General features: G+C 43.8%; 14 protein-coding genes and 1 riboswitch. Of the genes, 6 read left to right on the top strand and 8 right to left on the bottom strand.

Annotated elements, in window-relative coordinates:
* Window positions 1–113 precede the first annotated feature (113 nt).
* The 6 genes from BO26_RS14715 to nudF form a co-directional block, all read right to left on the bottom strand.
* Window positions 114–857: a 1-acylglycerol-3-phosphate O-acyltransferase gene (locus BO26_RS14715; protein ID WP_036772626.1), complete on the bottom strand. Its 744-nt coding sequence runs from the start codon at window positions 855–857 to the stop codon at window positions 114–116.
* 272 nt (window positions 858–1,129) lie between these two features.
* Complete coding sequence (parC, locus tag BO26_RS14710) at window positions 1,130–3,376, bottom strand: DNA topoisomerase IV subunit A (protein ID WP_036772624.1); 2,247 nt, start codon at window positions 3,374–3,376, stop codon at window positions 1,130–1,132.
* 42 nt (window positions 3,377–3,418) lie between these two features.
* Window positions 3,419–5,314, bottom strand: coding sequence for a DNA topoisomerase IV subunit B (gene parE, locus BO26_RS14705; RefSeq protein WP_036772622.1), 1,896 nt, complete (start codon window positions 5,312–5,314; stop codon window positions 3,419–3,421).
* Window positions 5,315–5,386: 72 nt separating this feature from the next.
* On the bottom strand, window positions 5,387–5,995 hold the full coding sequence (yqiA, locus tag BO26_RS14700; RefSeq protein WP_036772619.1) for an esterase YqiA: 609 nt from the start codon (window positions 5,993–5,995) through the stop codon (window positions 5,387–5,389).
* A gap of 131 nt (window positions 5,996–6,126) precedes the next feature.
* Window positions 6,127–6,966 (bottom strand): 3',5'-cyclic-AMP phosphodiesterase, encoded by an 840-nt coding sequence (gene cpdA / locus BO26_RS14695; RefSeq protein WP_036772617.1) that lies wholly within the window; start codon window positions 6,964–6,966, stop codon window positions 6,127–6,129.
* Between the two features lie 99 nt (window positions 6,967–7,065).
* Window positions 7,066–7,707: an ADP-ribose diphosphatase gene (gene nudF, locus BO26_RS14690; RefSeq protein WP_036772614.1), complete on the bottom strand. Its 642-nt coding sequence runs from the start codon at window positions 7,705–7,707 to the stop codon at window positions 7,066–7,068.
* A 219-nt stretch (window positions 7,708–7,926) separates the two neighbouring features.
* Here nudF and tolC point away from each other — a divergent pair, with 219 nt between their 5' ends.
* From tolC to BO26_RS14675, 3 genes are all read left to right on the top strand, one after another.
* Window positions 7,927–9,312 (top strand): outer membrane channel protein TolC, encoded by a 1,386-nt coding sequence (gene tolC / locus BO26_RS14685; protein WP_036772611.1) that lies wholly within the window; start codon window positions 7,927–7,929, stop codon window positions 9,310–9,312.
* 439 nt (window positions 9,313–9,751) lie between these two features.
* A complete protein-coding gene (locus tag BO26_RS14680; protein ID WP_036772610.1) occupies window positions 9,752–10,444 on the top strand; it encodes a DUF1190 family protein in 693 nt (230 codons plus the stop codon).
* A 6-nt stretch (window positions 10,445–10,450) separates the two neighbouring features.
* A complete protein-coding gene (locus BO26_RS14675; RefSeq protein ID WP_036772608.1) occupies window positions 10,451–11,611 on the top strand; it encodes a glutathionylspermidine synthase family protein in 1,161 nt (386 codons plus the stop codon).
* A 1,241-nt stretch (window positions 11,612–12,852) separates the two neighbouring features.
* Here BO26_RS14675 and ygiD read toward each other — a convergent pair.
* A complete protein-coding gene (gene ygiD / locus BO26_RS14665; RefSeq protein ID WP_036772605.1) occupies window positions 12,853–13,638 on the bottom strand; it encodes a 4,5-DOPA-extradiol-dioxygenase in 786 nt (261 codons plus the stop codon).
* Window positions 13,639–13,829: 191 nt separating this feature from the next.
* Window positions 13,830–14,489: a 3,4-dihydroxy-2-butanone-4-phosphate synthase gene (ribB, locus tag BO26_RS14660; RefSeq protein ID WP_036772604.1), complete on the bottom strand. Its 660-nt coding sequence runs from the start codon at window positions 14,487–14,489 to the stop codon at window positions 13,830–13,832.
* A 147-nt stretch (window positions 14,490–14,636) separates the two neighbouring features.
* A riboswitch (FMN riboswitch) is annotated at window positions 14,637–14,805 on the bottom strand.
* Between the two features lie 136 nt (window positions 14,806–14,941).
* On the opposite strand from ribB, the gene ubiK reads away from it, so the two are divergent.
* The 3 genes from ubiK to BO26_RS14645 form a co-directional block, all read left to right on the top strand.
* On the top strand, window positions 14,942–15,229 hold the full coding sequence (ubiK, locus tag BO26_RS14655; protein ID WP_036772601.1) for a ubiquinone biosynthesis accessory factor UbiK: 288 nt from the start codon (window positions 14,942–14,944) through the stop codon (window positions 15,227–15,229).
* Window positions 15,230–15,692: 463 nt separating this feature from the next.
* Entirely contained in the window at window positions 15,693–17,804 is a 2,112-nt protein-coding gene (tssI, locus tag BO26_RS14650; RefSeq protein WP_036772599.1) for a type VI secretion system tip protein TssI/VgrG, read from the top strand.
* A 2-nt stretch (window positions 17,805–17,806) separates the two neighbouring features.
* A partial coding sequence (locus BO26_RS14645; protein WP_036772596.1) for a VRR-NUC domain-containing protein occupies window positions 17,807–19,143 on the top strand: 1,337 nt, incomplete at its 3' end.

Raw genomic sequence — 19,143 nt, 5'->3', positions numbered from 1 at the left:
ATGCAGCCTGTCTTCTGCATGTTCACCTTGTTTTTATGACGAAATATTCCCCTCCCGCCTTATGTCGGCGGGAGTACCCTTTCGAAGGAAAAGATAACAAACAAAATAACCCATTATAAATACGTATTCTGCTTCTTCATTACCTCTAATTCCTTATCCAACTCTTCTATTTTAGCCTTCATTACCCGATGACAATACTCGGCCAATTCACGCACTTGCTCTTTGGTATATCCAGAGGTATCAATTGGTGGCAGCATTTCAACAATCACTGTGCCATTATTCCAGCGATTTAACTTAATATTACCATTGGCAATAGAAGAGACACAGACAGGAACAATAGGAACTCCCGCAGAAATAGCAGCATGGAAAGCCCCCGTTTTAAACGGCAATAAGCCCCGGCCACGGCTACGTGTTCCTTCCGGGAACATCCAGACAGAAATACGGCGTTTTTGAATCTGTTCCACCACTTGAGTAATCGTACCGTGTGCTTTAGCACGATTATTGCGATCAATCAAAATGTTACCTGCCAGCCAATATAACTGACCAAAAAAGGGGATCAGTACCAAGCTTTTTTTGCCCACTGTCACTGTACTCGGCTGAACCGCGTTAGACATGGTTATCATGTCATAGTTGTTCTGGTGGTTGCCAATATAGATACTCGGCCCATAATTCCTGGCTTCAGCTGGAATACGCTCAATTATTTTGATGCCAAATACTTTCGACAATCGACCAAACATATGACCAAATACCATGACGTGGTGTGGATTCCTCGGTCTAAATAAACAGTAAATCCCCCCCAATACACACACCAAAACCGAAAACAAAATAACAATAATGCCACGAATAATAGCTAACATAGCCGCCTCTTATTTAACAGGCCGACCCCGGCCCGTTAAAGTTTTATTTATACCCTTCATCTTTCAAGCTGCTGCTTTGTTGGCTGCGTTCACTTACCCCAGTCACATCGTTATCTATGCTCCTGGGGATGCGTTCTCTTGCCGCCGCCCCGCAACTTGAAATCTATTGGGTATAATCCCAAGTTAGAGTCCATCCCATTAGGCTATTTTTCTTTACCATTCTTGAGTCATAAAAAACTGCCTGTAACAATAGCGCCTATTAGGATAAACCGTTAAGCAGAAGATGGTGTATCAATCTGAACTCGCTCAATACGTTGCAATCCACGAGGTAGAGATGTTCCCTTACGACCACGTTCTGCGCGAAATTTCTGAAGATCCTCCGGACGCAGTGTCAATTTACGTTTACCACAATGAAGAGTAATCGACGATTGTGGCGGCAGTATAAACAACCAACTCAATAGATCGTCTCCTGAAGCCCCCTGAACCGAAATTATCTTATTCCCTTTCCCTTTGGAAAGCTGGGGCAGATCTGCAACCGGGAACATTAACATGCGACCTGTGCTGGTAATAGCCAACAGCATATCATCCTGTTCGTTATTTATTTCTAGCGGTGTCATCACGTTAGCATTTTCTGGCAACGTAATCAGTGCCTTACCTGCCCGGTTTTTGGCTACCAAGTCACTAAAAGTACAGATAAAACCATAACCGGCATCAGATGCCATCAGAAACTTCTGCTCATCAGGTGCCATCAATACATGTTCTACCGTTGCTCCTGCCGGCAGAGTCAGTTTTCCTGTGAGTGGCTCCCCCTGACCTCTGGCAGAAGGCAAATCCCTCGGATCAAGAGAATAACTACGGCCCGTCGTATCAATAAAGACAACCGGCTGATTACTTTTACCACGAGCTGCGCCACGGAAGCTGTCTCCTGCTTTGTAATTTAGCCCAGCCGGATCGATATCATGGCCTTTCGCACTGCGCACCCAACCCATTTCTGACAGTACAATTGTCACCGGCTCAGAAGGCGTGATGTCGTGCTCACTCATAGCCTTAGCTTCATCACGTTCTCTCATTGGAGAACGACGCTCATCGCCGTAAGTTGCTGCGTCAGCAATGATCTCTTTCTTCAGCAATGTGTTTAACTTGCGCTCAGAATCTAAAATTGCCTGTAACTTATCACGCTCTTTTGCCAATTCATCCTGTTCGCCACGGATTTTCATCTCTTCCAGTTTAGCTAAGTGACGCAGTTTTAATTCAAGAATAGCTTCTGTTTGAGTCTCACTTAAACCAAAACGTGCCATTAATACCGGTTTTGGCTCATCCTCACTACGAATAATGTTAATGACTTCATCAATATTGAGGAATGCGATCAATAAGCCTTCCAGCACATGCAAGCGCTTCAGGACTTTCTCCAAACGATGGTTCAAGCGCTTACGAACGGTTTCTCGACGAAATACCAACCATTCGGACAAGATCTCGACTAAACCTTTCACTGTCGGACGATTATCCAATCCGATCATATTCAAGTTGACGCGATAACTCTTTTCTAGATCTGTAGTCGCAAACAGATGATTCATCACCTGCTCCAAATCAACCCGGTTTGTACGAGGAACAACAACCAGGCGAGTTGGATTTTCATGATCAGATTCATCACGTAAGTCATCGACCATTGGCAGCTTTTTAGCTCGCATCTGACTAGCTATCTGTTCCAATATCTTAGCGCCAGAAACCTGATGCGGTAGCGCAGTGATCACCACATTGCCATCTTCTTTTGACCAAACAGCGCGCATTCGTACGGAACCACGGCCATTTTTATAAATTTTGCGAATATCTTCGTGAGAAGTGATGATCTCTGCTTCAGTAGGATAATCAGGACCTTTGACATGTTCCATCAACTCATCAAGGGTGCTTTGTGGATTATCCAGCAACGTTACCAATGCATTAGCCACCTCACGGGCGTTATGAGGAGGAATATCTGTTGCCATACCCACCGCAATGCCGGTCGTACCATTAAGTAAAATATTGGGTAAACGCGCCGACAGCATTTTCGGTTCCTGCAACGTACCATCAAAGTTTGGTACCCAATCAACGGTGCCGTGCCCTAATTCAGTCAACAGTAACTCTGCATATTTGGATAGACGAGACTCGGTATAACGCATCGCGGCAAAAGATTTAGGATCATCCGGTGCCCCCCAGTTCCCTTGCCCATCTACCAGTGGATAACGGTAAGAGAATGGCTGGGCCATCAGTACCATAGCCTCATAACAAGCACCATCACCATGCGGATGATATTTACCCAGTACATCACCGACAGTACGAGCGGATTTCTTAAATTTGGCGGTATTGTTCAGCCCTAGCTCTGACATGGCATAAACAATACGACGCTGAACCGGTTTCAAACCGTCACCGATAAAAGGCAGTGCCCTGTCCATGATGACGTACATGGAGTAATTCAGGTAGGCAGTTTCAGTAAATGAGTGAAGCGGCAAACGCTCCACGCCATCATGAGTTATCTCACTCATTCATTATTTCCTCAGAATCTTCTTTGACTATCCCTGTGGGCATCACACTTCAATTTCTACAGTATCACCCTTCTCTTGCAGCCAATTACGGCGATCTTCTGAACGCTTCTTCGCCAGAAGCATGTCCATCATAGAGAAGGTTTCCTGGTAGTTTTCATCATCGATAGTCAACTGCACCAGACGACGGGTATTTGGATCTAATGTCGTTTCACGCAATTGCAGCGGATTCATTTCACCTAACCCTTTAAAGCGCTGTACGTTAGGTTTACCCCGTTTGCGGCTCAGGCGATCCAACACCGCACTTTTCTCTTCTTCATCCAGTGCGTAATACACTTCTTTGCCCAGATCGATACGATATAAAGGTGGCATTGCCATATAAACATGGCCGTTTTTAACCAATGTTGGAAAATGGCGAACAAACAGTGCACATAGCAATGTCGCAATATGCAAACCATCTGAGTCTGCATCCGCCAGAATACAAATTTTACCGTAACGTAACTGGCTGAGATCGTTACTATCCGGGTCGATGCCAATAGCGACTGAGATATCATGGACTTCCTGTGATGCCAATACTTCATCAGAAGAGACTTCCCAGGTATTCAGGATCTTCCCTTTCAGCGGCATGATAGCTTGATATTCACGATCACGAGCCTGTTTAGCAGAACCGCCCGCAGAATCCCCTTCCACCAGAAATAGTTCGGTGAAATTCAGATCCTGTGATGTACAATCAGCCAATTTTCCTGGCAATGCCGGGCCGCTGGTCAATTTTTTACGCACAACCTTTTTCGCAGCGCGCATTCTGCGCTGTGCACTGGCGATTGCCAATTCAGCCAATTGCTCAGCTTCCTGAACATTCTGGTTTAACCACAAACTGAAAGCATCTTTGACAACACCAGAAACAAAGGCAGCAGATTGGCGGGAAGATAAGCGTTCTTTAGTCTGACCAGCGAATTGGGGGTCCTGCATTTTTACAGACAGAACATAAGCACAACGGTCCCAAATGTCATCAGCAGAAAGTTTCACTCCGCGCGGCAGGATATTGCGAAATTCACAAAATTCACGCATGGCATCCAGTAACCCCTGACGCAATCCATTTACATGGGTACCACCTTGCATAGTCGGGATTAAGTTAACATAACTTTCAGCCAGCAGTTCTCCCCCTTCCGGCAACCAGAGCAACGCCCAGTCAACCGCTTCAGTTTCAGCGCTGAAAGTGCCGACAAAAGGAGCTTCCGGTAATGTCATCAGGCCATTAACAGCGGCCATCAGGTAGTCAGTCAAACCATCTGCATAACACCATTTTTGCTCGGTATCGTTAATTTTGTCTTTAAAAACAATTTCTACCCCCGGACACAAAACCGCTTTCGCTTTCAATAAATGAGTCAGGCGAGAAACTGAAAAACGCGGACTGTCAAAGAAACTTTCGTCAGGCCAAAAGTGAACACTGGTACCCGTGTTACGTTTACCGCAACTGCCGATCACCGCCAATTCCTGAACTTTATCGCCATTCTCAAAAGCGATCTGATACACCTGACTATTACGGCGGACGGTGACTTCAATCCGTTTGGATAAAGCGTTAACAACAGAGATCCCCACACCGTGAAGACCACCGGAAAATTGATAGTTTTTATTGGAAAATTTACCACCGGCATGTAAGCGGCTCAGGATCAGCTCAACGGCTGAAACCCCCTCTTCCGGATGAATATCAACCGGCATACCACGGCCATCATCAATGACCTCCAGTGACTGATCGCTGTGAAGGATCACTTCAATATGTTTAGCGTGCCCAGCCAAAGCTTCATCCACGCTGTTATCGATCACTTCCTGAGCCAAATGGTTCGGACGGGTTGTATCAGTGTACATTCCCGGGCGACGGCGAACCGGCTCCAGACCACTGAGGACTTCAATGGCATCTGCGTTGTAACTAGATTGAGTCATGTTGTAATTCTGTTGGTTGCTTCGTGATTAAAGGGCTAATCAGTTTTGTATACTGTTGATAATACCAGTCGTTTAAACATTTTTGGCAAGTTTTTTCTTGCCGCCAGTAGAAAGCCCAAGAAAATTGATGATTTGCGGGAAATAGTGTTCAAACCCGATAAAGGCGTGATTACCACCAGATTCAATAGTTTGCTTGCATAATACGAGATAGGCAACAGCCTGACGATAATCCAATACCTCATCCCCGGTTTGCTGCAATAACCAGATAAGATCCGGTGATTCCAGCGGTTCAATGTGCATGACTTTGAGGTCATGTACATGACGCGGTTCCAAAGTATACCGTTGTTTAGTATAGGGGTTAATATTTTCCCCAAGATAATTCCGTAATAGTTCAAACGGACGGACGGCTGGATTGACAACAACCGCCGGTAAACTGAAACATTGTGAAAGCCATATTGCCAGATAACCACCAAGGGAAGAGCCTACAATACCTAAGTCATCCCCGGCATGTTCCATCACTAGATTTTCCAGCAATTCAGCCGCATCTTCAGGATAAGGCGGTAACTGAGGCACCAGCATTTCTATTTCGGGATGATGCTGATGCAACCACGTTTTTAAAGCATTTGCTTTTACAGATTGCGGGGAACTGTTAAAACCATGCAGATAAAGTAATACTGACATCAGACCGTGCCCCTCGATTGTACATAAACGCTGCTGGCCACTATGCTCCTGTACAACAAGACGCAAACCGTGAGGCTTGGTAGACCAAATGAGCAGAGAGTAACACAACAGCACAAGGGGACAAACACAGCCTAATACCCGTCCGATTCTAAATCAGGGCAGAATTCATCGCTCTCCAGTCTGTGGACCTGTGTTATCAAACCAAATTCGCCTTTATCGGTAACAGATAGTTCGAGATAACGCCATCCAGGAGCAACAGTATCAAGCATAAAATTAGTGCAGTGTGGCTTGAACTGCACGCATGTTGATGGTGTTGCCATCATGCGAATACTATTCCAATCAATATCGAGTTCCTGATGTATATGGCCGCACAGCATCGCCTTAACCCGCGAATACCCCTGCAAGTATTGCGCTAGGATATGTGAATTACGCAAACTGTGCTGATCCAACCAAGTGCAACCCGATGGTAGCGGATGATGATGAAGCAGAATCACGGTATAACGTTCAGGATACTCATCCAGACACTTTTTCATCCACTCAAGCTGATATTCCGACAACTCTCCGTGAGGAACGCCCTGCACTTGACTGTCAAGCATCAGCAACTGCCAGTATTTGCCAAGCAGAATTTGTTTTGATGGAGAAACGCCCGCAGCCGCCAATGCATCCACCATAGCAGGCTGATAATCATGATTACCAGGTAACCAGACACAAGGTGCCGGTAAGCGGGCAATACCATCGGCAAAATGCTGATAGGCTTTCAGCGTTTGATCCTGAGCCAAATCACCTGTTGCAACAATTAAATCAATATCCGTCTTTTGTTCGAGAATGGCATCCAGTACCGCGTGGTAACTGCGATAAGTATTAATACCCAACAAAGTATCTTCTTTGCCAGCAAAAAGATGCGTATCTGTTATTTGCAATATTTTGGCTGTGGTTCCCTCTACCACAGGCAATTCAAACAGGCTTTCCAAATGGTTTCCTTGTCCTATAAATCATTGGCGAACATCATAACTCGTTTTAACACAAGAGATCTGCTGACTGGAACACACTTCCCTTTTTTAGGTTAAAAATTAGGAATTATCTGAATACCACTCTTTTTTTAATTTTTCATGGTGCAATGCCAGCCATTGTATCGCAATAACTGAAGCGGCATTATCAATAATTCCCTCTTCCATCCATTGATAAGCCTGTTCACGGCTGACTACATGCACCCGGATATCTTCATGTTCGCCAGATAATCCATGAATACCAACAGCCGTCGTTGCATCCACTTCACCAACCATCACAGAGATACGTTCAGTTGTTCCACCAGGGCTGGAAAGATAGCTCAATATGGGTTTACAGCGTTTGACTTTAATTCCTGCCTCTTCCATCGCTTCACGACGTACTACACGTTCTACATCTTCACCTTCTTCAATCATACCGGCAACAATTTCCAGCAACCATGGCGTTGCTTTAGTTTCTATTGCCGGAATTCGTATCTGCTCTATCAATACAACTTCGTCACGGAGTGGATCATAAGGTAACAGAGCACCAGCATGACCCCGCTCAAAAACTTCACGGCTAACTTCTTCACTCCAACCACCAGCAAATAAGCGATGACGGAAGCGGTAATTGGTTAATTTAAAGAACCCTTTGTACAAACTTTTTTTCCCTATAATTTCCACATCCTGTCTATCTAGCATGACTGGCATTGACAACTTTTTATTCATAAAATGCTCCTAAATACGTTCTTAATTGCTAGCCTCTAAATGATATTAATCAAAGAGGAGTTAAAAAATTCATCCTTTGGTGGTGTAAAGTTAAGCTGAATTAAGGCAATATGGCACAAACGGCTACCTTTGGCTGATTGCATTCTCTGTTAGAATCAGTGATATTTCGTTTTTCATCAAGGCAACTAAGCAAAATAGCTGTGCAATAAAGGAATTAAAATGAAGAAACTGCTCTCCCTTTTAATCGCTATGAGCCTAGCGGGATTTAGCTCAGCCAGTCAGGCTGAAGATCTTTTGCAGGTTTACAAGCAAGCAAGAGAAAGTAACCCTGAGCTACGTAAATCAATGGCTGAACGTAATGAAGCTTTTGAAAAAATTAATGAATCCCGCAGTCCATTATTACCTCAACTAGGATTAAATACGGGATATACTTATAACAGCGGTTACCGCGATACACGTAACACAGAAAGCAATACATTGAGTGCGGCACTTAAGTTGACTCAAACCATTTTTGATATGTCTAAATGGCGCCAGTTGAACTTGCAAGAAAAAACGGCGGGTATTGCTGATGTTACCTATCAAAGCAGTGAACAAAAACTGATTCTGGATAGTGCAACAGCTTACTTTAAGGTATTACGTACTATTGATTCACTCTCTTATATTGAAGCGCAGAAAGCAGCAGTTTACCGCCAATTGGATCAAACCACTCAACGTTTTAATGTCGGTCTGGTCGCCATCACTGATGTCCAAAACTCCCGTGCTAACTACGATAGCGTATTAGCTAATGAGGTTGTCGGTCGTAATGAACTGGACAATGCATTGGAAGCACTACGTCAAGTAACCGGTACTTATTACTCTCAATTAGCCTCGCTGAATATTGATCGTTTCAAAACACAGAAACCAGAAGCGGTGGATATTCTGCTGAAAGAGGCAGAAAAACGTAATCTTAGCCTGTTATCAGCCCGTTTAGGTCAGGATCTGGCTCGTGAAAAAATCAAAGCGGCGCAAGCTGGCCATATGCCAATCATTGAGCTGGGCGCCTCTACCGGCGTTTCCAACAAACAATTTCATGGTTCTGGTTATGATAACAAACCAGGGAATTCCTATAGCGGCGACAACAGCGTTGGCCTGACACTCACGCTACCAATTTACAGTGGTGGTGCAACCAGCTCCCGCGTTGAACAAGCACAATACGGTTTTGTCAGCGCCAGCGAACAATTAGAAAATGTTTACCGCAATGTTGTACAGATTGTTCGTTCTTCCTTTAACAACATATCTGCCTCTATCAGTAGTATCAACGCCTTCAAGCAAGTTGTTGTTTCTGCACAAAGTTCACTGGATGCAATGGAAGCAGGTTATCAGGTCGGTACACGCACTATTGTTGATGTATTGGATGCAACAACAAAGTTATATGATGCTAAACAAAAGCTATCCAATGCCCGCTATGATTATCTGATTAATCAACTGAATATTAAGCATGCTCTTGGCACGCTAAATGAGAACGATTTAGCAGCGCTGAATAATACCTTAGGCAAACAGCTCTCAACTTCCGCTAACAGCATTGTTCAAGAAACGGCAACACCAGTAATATCTGGCCATAACTGATTCAGTCATTCATCTTTAATACTAAACAGCTCGCCATCAAGCGGGCTGTTTTTTCTTACCAACGACAATTTTCTCTGAAAGAAAATCCAATATTTATCTTTATGCAAATCTTATATAAATCAGTAGAATCCTTCGAATGGATTCCAGCTCTGGCTATTCACTGTTTCTTTCAGATAATAGGCATATGCCGATAGGATTAATACCACAAAATATTAATGACAGTACTGATTTTCAGAATTAGCATATTTACTTCACAATATTAACTGCCAGACTAAACGAAATACCCAATAATCAATATCCAGGAACTTCCTTGTCAGGCAAAAAATAGGGCTATCAACCGAAGGTTTATGCTTTAATTTTGCTCATCTTTCCCCTATCCTTAGACCTTAGAGCTATTTCATTAAAGAATTACAGAAACCTAAAATCTGGGTATACGACTATGACGATGAAACGAACCAAAAATATTAACCACGGCGCATTCCGCAAAGCCTGGCGTAGTTATCGCCTGGCTCCTGTGGCAATAGCTGTCAGCGCAGTTTTCATGTTATCTGCCTGTGAACAAAGTGATGAAACTGTCTCTCTTTACATGAATGCAGATGATTGTTCCCAGGCAAACCCATCACAGAGCGAACAATGTACCCTCGCTTACAATAACGCTTTGAAAGAAGCCGCAAAAACAGCACCTAAATATGCAACCAAAGAAGACTGTATTGCTGAGTTTGGTGAAGCACAATGTACTCAAACACCAGCACAGGCTGGTCCCGGTACAGCCACCAATGGCGAAGCACAGGCTCAACAGCAACAGAGCGGCAGCTTCTGGATGCCTCTGATGGCAGGTTACATGATGGGACGTCTGATGGGCGGTGGAGCAGCAGCACCATCACAACCGCTGTTTAGCTCCAAATCTGCAACCAGCCCGGCAAATGGTCAATTTGTTGATTCAACAGGAAAAAGCTATGGCCCTGCTACTGCTGGTGGCCGTTCCATGACGGTGCCTAAAACTGCGATGGCACCCAAACCAGCAACAACGACAACTATCACCCGTGGCGGTTTTGGTGACTCTGTTGCTAAACAATCAACCATGCAACGTAGCACCTCTTCAGGTACTACTTCCCGCTCAATGGGAGGATAATCACGGATGAAACGCATAGCTATCACTGAGCGCCCGGACTGGCGCGACAAGGCGACAGAATATGGCTTTAATTTTCACACCATGTATGACGAACCATACTGGTGTGAAGATGCTTATTACCAATTTTCTCTCGCCCAAATAGAAGAAATTGAGAATACCACCGCCGAACTGCATCAAATGTGTTTGCAGGTGGTAGAGAAAGTCGTCGATAGTGAAGAACTGTTGACTAAATTCCAGATCCCAAAACATTGCTGGGATTTTGTCCGCAATTCCTGGATTACCAGCCAGCCGTCCCTCTATTCTCGATTAGATTTGGCTTACGATGGTAAAAGCCCGGCAAAACTGTTGGAAAATAATGCCGATACACCAACTTCACTGTATGAATCTGCTTTTTTTCAATGGATATGGCTGGAAGATCAGATGAATGCCGGGTTACTGCCAGCGCACGCCGATCAATTCAACAGCATGCAGGAACAATTGATTGAGCGCTTTGCTCAGTTGCGCGATGAACATGGTTTTGGCTTACTGCACATGGCCTGTTGTCAGGATTCGGAAGAAGATCGCGGTACCATTCAATACCTACAAGATTGTGCACTGGAAGCGGGTGTCCCAACTGAATTCCTGTTTATCGAAGATATCGGTCTGGGTGAGAAAGGCCAGTTTACCGATCTGAAAGATCAGGTGATCAGCAATCTGTTCAAACTCTATCCCTGGGAATTAATGTTCCGTGAGATTTTCGCCACCAAACTGGAAGATGCCGGGGTCCGCTGGCTAGAACCGGCCTGGAAGAGCATTATCTCCAACAAAGCATTGTTGCCAATGTTATGGACGATGTTCCCTAATCACCCAAACCTATTGCCCGCTTATTTTGCTGATGATAACTATCCTGCAATGGACAGCTATGTTATTAAGCCGCTGTTTTCACGGGAAGGAGCTAATATCCGTATCATTGAGAATGGTAAAGAAATTGCCAGTGTTGATGGCCCTTACGGTAAAGAAGGGATGATCGTACAGCAATTCCATACACTACCAAAATTCGGTGACAGTTATACGCTAATTGGTAGCTGGCTGATAAACGATCAGCCTTGTGGTATTGGTTTGCGTGAAGACCGTGAATTGATAACGCAAGATTTATCCCGCTTCTACCCACATATTATTCTGGATTAATTCCCAACCGGGAGGAATTAAGGAAGATAGTAAAACACCGAAAATTCCTCCCTTAAATATCCAATAAAGAAACTTTATACCCTTATACACTTATCCAAAAGGTAAATAATATGACAAACACAATATAACATATTTAACCATCACAGATAAAAGCCAGTGGCTGTTTTACCTATGATTCCATCGACAATAAATATCAAACTGGTCATGAAGATGAAATTTATATTTACTCATTCGACCATGATATTAGTAGAAAATAAAATATTAATCACTCCATCTAATTTCTCACAACATTAGCTAATAACTGACGTTTATTAAATCCATTGAATATTCCAATAGAAATTTAATGCTAAAAAATTTTCTTTTTTTTCATTTCTAATAACATGCTATTTTGACAAAATAAAATAATCATCATATATAGACTCATAACCTTTTATACCCGTCATCTTTCAAGTTGCTTCTTTGTTGGCTGCACTCACCCCGGTCACATAGTTCTCTATGCTCCCGGGGATTCGCTCCTTGGCCGTCGCGATGCATCTTGAAATCTATTGGGTATATATACTCAAGACACTTCAAAGTGCATGTTTTAAAAACGATTATGATGTTGAATTTAAATGTTTTTACGTCTGACAACTCAAGCATCTTGAAGTTCATTCAGTATATACCATATCACGTCATTATTTATGGCATAACCAGTTGATTTTAGATGATCAATAATTACATTATGGCCATCCTTCATATTTGTCAAATAAAAAAATAACTATATATTAGTGATAATTCATCATTTTGGTAATATCATAAAAATCATTTTCAGATATATGAGAACATTTCTTTATTTTCTCATTAGTAATAAAATGATATTTAAAAAATAATTTTATTTACAAATAACATTAGGAATCATAAGTAACCATAAAATACACACACCAAAAACAATATCATTATTAACATTATTACCATGGTTAATTACCTCATATTTTCAGGAAATAAAAAATTATAGATTTATAATGACTAATAATAATATCTTTTTCATAACAATATAAAAACTTAATTATATTCAGGTAAATCACAGAAGAAAAACAACATTAATAGAATAAGCAATAATTCGTAATGCAAGAAATACTATATATATTTTAAAGTCGTATAAAATAACTCCCTTCATAATGAAAATAAATATTGTTCTTCATGTAGTTAAATTATGATGGTAAATAAGGTGGTAATGATCTCACCACCAAAATAAATAATCTTCAACCAACCTGCACTGATAACATACTCAGCGAACCAGACTCAATGCCATCTATTGGAATGGAAACCGCTTCTTTTCTATCCCATGCTCCCATGACATACAGCAGTGGTAAAAAGTGTTCAGGGGATGGATTGGATAACTGGCCGTCTTCTCTGTCTAATGCATGAACCAAAGGATAAGGCTGTTCATAGCTGGTGAGGTTATCACGCACATAATGGTTAAATGCTTCTGCCCAAGGATACGGTTCAGCATCGTGTTCTTGTCGCCTCATCGCACGAAGATTATGTACAACATTACCGCTCCCCAGAATTAAAACACCTTCATCTCGCAAAGCAGCCAACTTTTTCCCTAATTCATAGTGATACGTCGCTGGTTTAGCATCATCTATACTGAGTTGAACCACAGGAATATTTGCCTGAGGATACATCTTAATCAGAATGCCCCAAGTTCCGTGATCCAATCCCCATTGATGGTGATCTGCATAAACCTCCACGGGTTCCAGCATTTCTTGCACTAAAGCGGCCAGTTCAAGTGAACCCTTCGCTGGGTACTGAGTTTCATGCAATCCTTGTGGAAAACCACGAAAATCATGGATAGTCTTCGGCTGAGTCATGGCAGTTACCATTGTGCCGCTGGTGTACCAATGTGCAGAAATCGCCAGAATAGCTCTGGGTACAGGCAGTTTCTCGCCAAGTTCACGCCACACATTGGTATAACGGTTTTCTTCCAGTACATTCATTGGGCTGCCATGACCAACAAACAGTGCCGGCATTCTGGAAATATTCATATCGACCTCTCACCAAATTTAGGTAATTTTAATACTTCCAAACAGGTTACGCCTTTCAGATAGGTAAAACAGTGGGCTAAAGGTGATAGAGTTTTTCAAAAAAACTGAAAAGCCACAGTTTATGCAAGCTGTGGCTTTAGAAAACGTAGGCATTATAACCGATATTTCATCCGCTTATCGGACAATACGTTTCAACTTGCTTTCTGATTTATTACCTGACGCTGACGATAAATTATCAAGTCCTCAATAGTCACTACGGGCATATTATGCAATTTCGCAAATTGCACTACCTCAGGAGTACGCGCCATTGAACCGTCATCATTAGTTAATTCACATAATACACCTGCGGGTTTAAAACCTGCCAGGCTAACTAAATCAATTGTAGCTTCAGTATGCCCCTGACGTGCCAACACGCCGCCAGGTTGAGCGCGCAGTGGAAAAACGTGCCCCGGGCGGTTCAAATCACTGGGTTTCGCATTATCTGCAATCGCTGCACGAATGGTCGTGATACGGTCAGCAGCAGAAACCCCCGTTGTCACCCCCTGAGCTGCTTCAATGGTCACGGTGAATGCCGTCTGGAATGGGCTGGAGTTATTTTCCACCATCATCGGCAATTGCAGTTGCTGACGGCGTTCTTCTGTCAAACACAAACAGACAATGCCACTGCCATGACGGATAGTCAGTGCCATTTGTTCTACTGTCATGGTTTCTGCCGCAAAAATAATGTCACCTTCATTTTCACGATCTTCATTATCCAACACCATCACACCCCGGCCATCACGTAAAGCGTCAATAGCACATTCAACACGTTCTAATGATGTGCCGTATTCAGAAAGTAGCGTCTGATTCATGGTAAAAAACCTCATTAATATTTTATGGATTACCAGAATCAGGGCAGTCTTGAGGAGTTCTCGCCATGAATACACCGACATAATGTTCATAACATAATGTTAATGCCATAGCCGAAACAACAGACGAGCACAAAGCCCGACAGATGCCGTTATTCTCTCCCATCCGGACTATCACCGTCGGCTCCAGAATTGCACTGGATCTGCTGACCTCCGCCTCATCATAAAGATAACTACAAACGGAGCGCTCGCGGGCTTCACCATGGCTTCAGCCTGGTATTACCGCCGGTGGGGACTTTCACCCCGCCCTGAGATAAGCCAACGAACTATAACGCTAATATTTACCGGGAGCAATCAACAAAATCAGATGTGAAACCTCGCTCACAATAGCTTGTGGTTTTGCCATCTGGTATTACACTATTCAGAAATTATTGATGTCATCAAAGGTACATATCATGCTTGATCCGAAAAAAATCGAACAAATTGCCCGCCAGCTCCAAGATTCCCTACCAAAAGGCGTAAAAGAGTTTGGGGGTGATATAGAGAAAAAATTGCGGATGATTTTACAATCTCAACTTGGCAAACTTGATTTGGTTAACCGTGAAGAATTTGATATTCAAACTCAAGTTCTATTGCGTACTCGTGAAAAATTAACTGCAATGGAACAACGTTTAAGTGAACTTGAAGCGAAACTGGAAAATAAGAATGCATTATCCGATGATAACGCGGATAAAAAAGAGTAGAGCTGAATACTTATATTAGATTAACCCCTTGTGTAATTAAGGTGACTGTTGAAGCGGTCACCAAAATTAAATAGAAATGTTCACCCAGTATATTGCCAGCTCAAATAATCCTGATGAATATATTAAGCTCTTAATACCTCTGTGTAGGTTTGCGGCAATAAAATAATTTTCTCTATTTCTGTCCATTGATAGCTATCAATGAGAAATTTTATGTGATTCACTTCACACTTTTATCGTATTCATATTATCAACACCCTAATTTTGTTGTCCTAAAAAATAAGAAGGGAAAAATCTTTACTATTAATCTCGACTTTACCGAATAGAGGTTGTTTATATTCCCTTAAATACCAGGAATTATTTTCCATTTTCATTTTTCACCGTAAGAACAAGCTGGAAATATCTTTATATTCAGAGTCACCAAGATAAAACACCGGTTTAATAACACGAAAAAGAGTTTAACAATATGGATGGATTAGTCTTCACCTGCCAGATTGGCGAATTATCCCAAACCACTTTTCAGGTATCGAAGTTTGAATTACACGAAGAGCTGTCACAGCTTTATTGCCTGACGTTAGCTGTAGTGAGTTCGCATAATGATATCCCATTGAATGAGCAACTGGGGACTGCCGCATCATTGACCATTACCCGTAATAGCGTCACCGAACGTACCATTAATGGCATGATAACTGGTGCTAATAAGGGTAATACTGATGGCCGTCGCACTTTTTACACCTTCGTCATTCGCCCTAAAATGTGGCTGATGACACTGAATCAGGATAGTCGTATCTTCCATCAACAGTCCGTCCCGGAGATCTTAAAGCAGTTGCTTAAAGAGCATCGTATTATCTCCGACAATGCGTTCTATAAAAGCCATGCTGTCCGGGAATACACGACGCAAAAACGCGAATCAACCTATGACTTTTGGTGTCGGCTAGCAGCGGAAGAAGGCATTATCTTCTGGTTTGATGAGAAACAACTCTGCTTCTATGATTCCCATCAGGAAATGTGGGCTGATATCACTCTCACTTACAATACTCACCCTGAAACGGATGATACTGATACCACTGCGTTCCAATGGGATTATGGCGAATACTTGTGCGCGAATGGCACTATTCAGAAAGACTATAACTTTATGAACCCTAAATATCCGCTTGAACACCGGGGAAAAACCGATGATAGCGGGCATCGTTCAGTATTTGAAAGCTATGGACGTTTCCAGTGGGATGCAGAAGGAAAACCTATTACTCAACTGCGGTTAGAGCAGTTGCAAAACTACAGTAAAGTCGGCACTGCCCAAACCAATTGTATCCAGCTTCGCCCGGGCAAGATGTTTACTCTGCAATCCCATCCGATAGAAGAGATGAACGACCGCTGGCAGGTGTTATCTGTCACTCATCATGGGCAACAGCCTATAGCATCAAACGATGATGGCAAAGGAACAACATTGACAAACGATGTCACCTTTATTCCGGGGCGACAGAACTGGCGACCACCTTACCGTTACAAACCACTGGCGGATGGCAATGAAGTCGCCACTGTAGTCGGACCAGGAAGCGAAGAGATTTACGTTAATGAACACGGCGCGGTACGCATCCATTTCCACTGGAACCGCTACGATGAAGCGGACGACCTTGCCTCCTGCTGGGTACGGGTCGCACAGGGCTGGAACGGCAGTGGTTACGGTTTTATGGCGATCCCCCGCGTCGGGCAAGAAGTGGTAATCAGTTATCTTAATGGTGATATCAACCGACCAATTGTGACAGGCTGTACCTACAATGGCATCAACCGCCCCCCGCTTGATTTACCCGCAGAAAAAACCCGGACGACCTTTAAAACTCGCACCCACAGGGGACAGGGATTTAATGAGTTGCGCTTTGATGACGCTAAGGGAAGTGAGGAAGTGTTTATTCATGCCCAGCGGGATATGAATACACGAGTTCTCTGGGATAAAACTTCTCAGATAAACCATGACCAGAAAACAGAAGTCGAACATAACCGCACCACCATTATTAAAAACGATGATGATGAAGCCGTGCAGGGTTTTCAGACGCTTGAAGTCAGCCAAAACCAAACGGTAACCATTAAAGGCCAGCAAGCCATTTCAATTGGTAAAAGCCATCAATTGAACATCACTGACAACCAACAAATTACCGTTGGTAAGCATATTTCGCTGCACTCAGAAAGCGGGCAAATCACCATTGGTAACGCGGGCGGGCAGATAATCATTGACCCGATGGGGAATATCCGTATCGAGGGGGCCAGCATCACAATGACTGACCATATCACTGGAAAAAAATCCGCGGGTGTGCTGTTTGACTACTCCGCTCGCTATACCTTGCTCAGTGAGCAGAGCGGTAAGCCACTGGTGAATACTCTCTACACCATCACCACCGCTAACGGTCAGGTTATCTCCGGTAAAACCGATGGGCTGGGCAGAACGATGACTGTACAGAGTGAGGCAGAAGAAAATCTGCAACTGCGTTCACCGGAAGCAACACCAAAGCCGAAGAAAACCGTATACGAGGTCAGTGATAACGCACCCGTAGAGTATGTTATGGAATTTATGGAGGAGTAAGCATGGCAATATCCAACAGCGGCAAGATGTGCCCTGCCGTAACATCAATCACCTGCACGATGGAAATCGGGGTTTTTCCCTCCGATGAAGATCCCTGTTATCTGGCGAGAAAAGCTGAATACGCCTTGCGTCTGCCGGCAATGATTATCACCAAGCTGGGGGCTATTCGCTTTCTTAATCAAGTCATTATGAGTGGGTTGATTAAAGTTGAAGAGCTTAAACATGACTTCCTGTGGCCCTATAAAGCGGAAGTGGTGTTTGCTATCCGAGGGCCTAAAGATGTTCCTCTGCCCATGCTAGCGACCAGTCTGACCTCTAAACAACGTTATAGCGGTAATTTACCGCAATCCAGCAATCCATTTGCCCGGCCTTCTGCCGACGATACGAAGAAATTTGGTGTTAAGCGTATTCGGCGCCCCGATATTATTCTGGTTAAAGATGAAGCTCTCCGCTGGCCGGGCAGAAAGGCCACCTACTTCGATGGTTCTGTGCACCCTGATAATTTGAAGATGCTGATTGAGGTGAAATTTCCGGGGGATGACCTAACTCTGGGACAACAAACTGATTACATTCAGATTGCGACCGAAGACCGCTTTGGGGTAATGCGTATCAGCGATAATCGCACCGAAGAGCAAAAACAGTATGATGAAGCATGGCGAAAACATTATCAACCCGGTTCCCAGCACTATAAAAATCCGATACCGCTGGCCCCGCTGCCACCCGGTTCGCCTCCTGATGAGGAAGCTTTACCCACGCCTCCCGAAGAGGGTGTACCGGGCACTATTCCCCAGCCGCTGACAAAAAAACTCCCGCTGGTCAGCACTTCTCCCTGGTCGTTTTTACCCAGCTATGAAGACTGGGTTGTCCTCGGGCAGGAGGTGGCGGGTCTGGCCGAAAATGGGTTGAATTATGTCCGCGACAGTACCCGGGAGCTCCTTGCCCAGTTTGGTACCTGGTTCAATCAAGCCGGCAAATGGGTATGTGAAGAGATTATTGACCCGATAAGCCATCAGGTCAGCTACGCGTTTTCCTGGGTCAGTGAACAAACGGGGAAAATCGTGACCTGGACGGAGAGTGAGATAAAAGCCCGGTGGCAAACTGTGCAACAGGGTTCAGATCTCACCCTGGAAGAGCTGAAAAACATTCGCTGGATGCAAATATTAAAAGAGGTGGGTGAAGGAATGCTGGAAGTGGTTGTAATTGTTGCCGAAGTTGCTGTTGTTATCCTTGTCACCCTTGCCGTTGCTGCTGCGCTAATTGCACTGGTGGAAATTTTAGCTGCCGCAGCGGCAGTCAGCGCCGCCGCGTTAACTGCCGTCCTGGCCATATTGGCGAGTGT

The organism is Photorhabdus australis DSM 17609, from assembly GCF_000711895.1.
GTDB lineage: Bacteria > Pseudomonadota > Gammaproteobacteria > Enterobacterales > Enterobacteriaceae > Photorhabdus > Photorhabdus australis.
The sequence above is the reverse complement of the archived record's forward strand: the minus strand, read 5'-3'. Positions and strand labels throughout refer to the sequence as shown.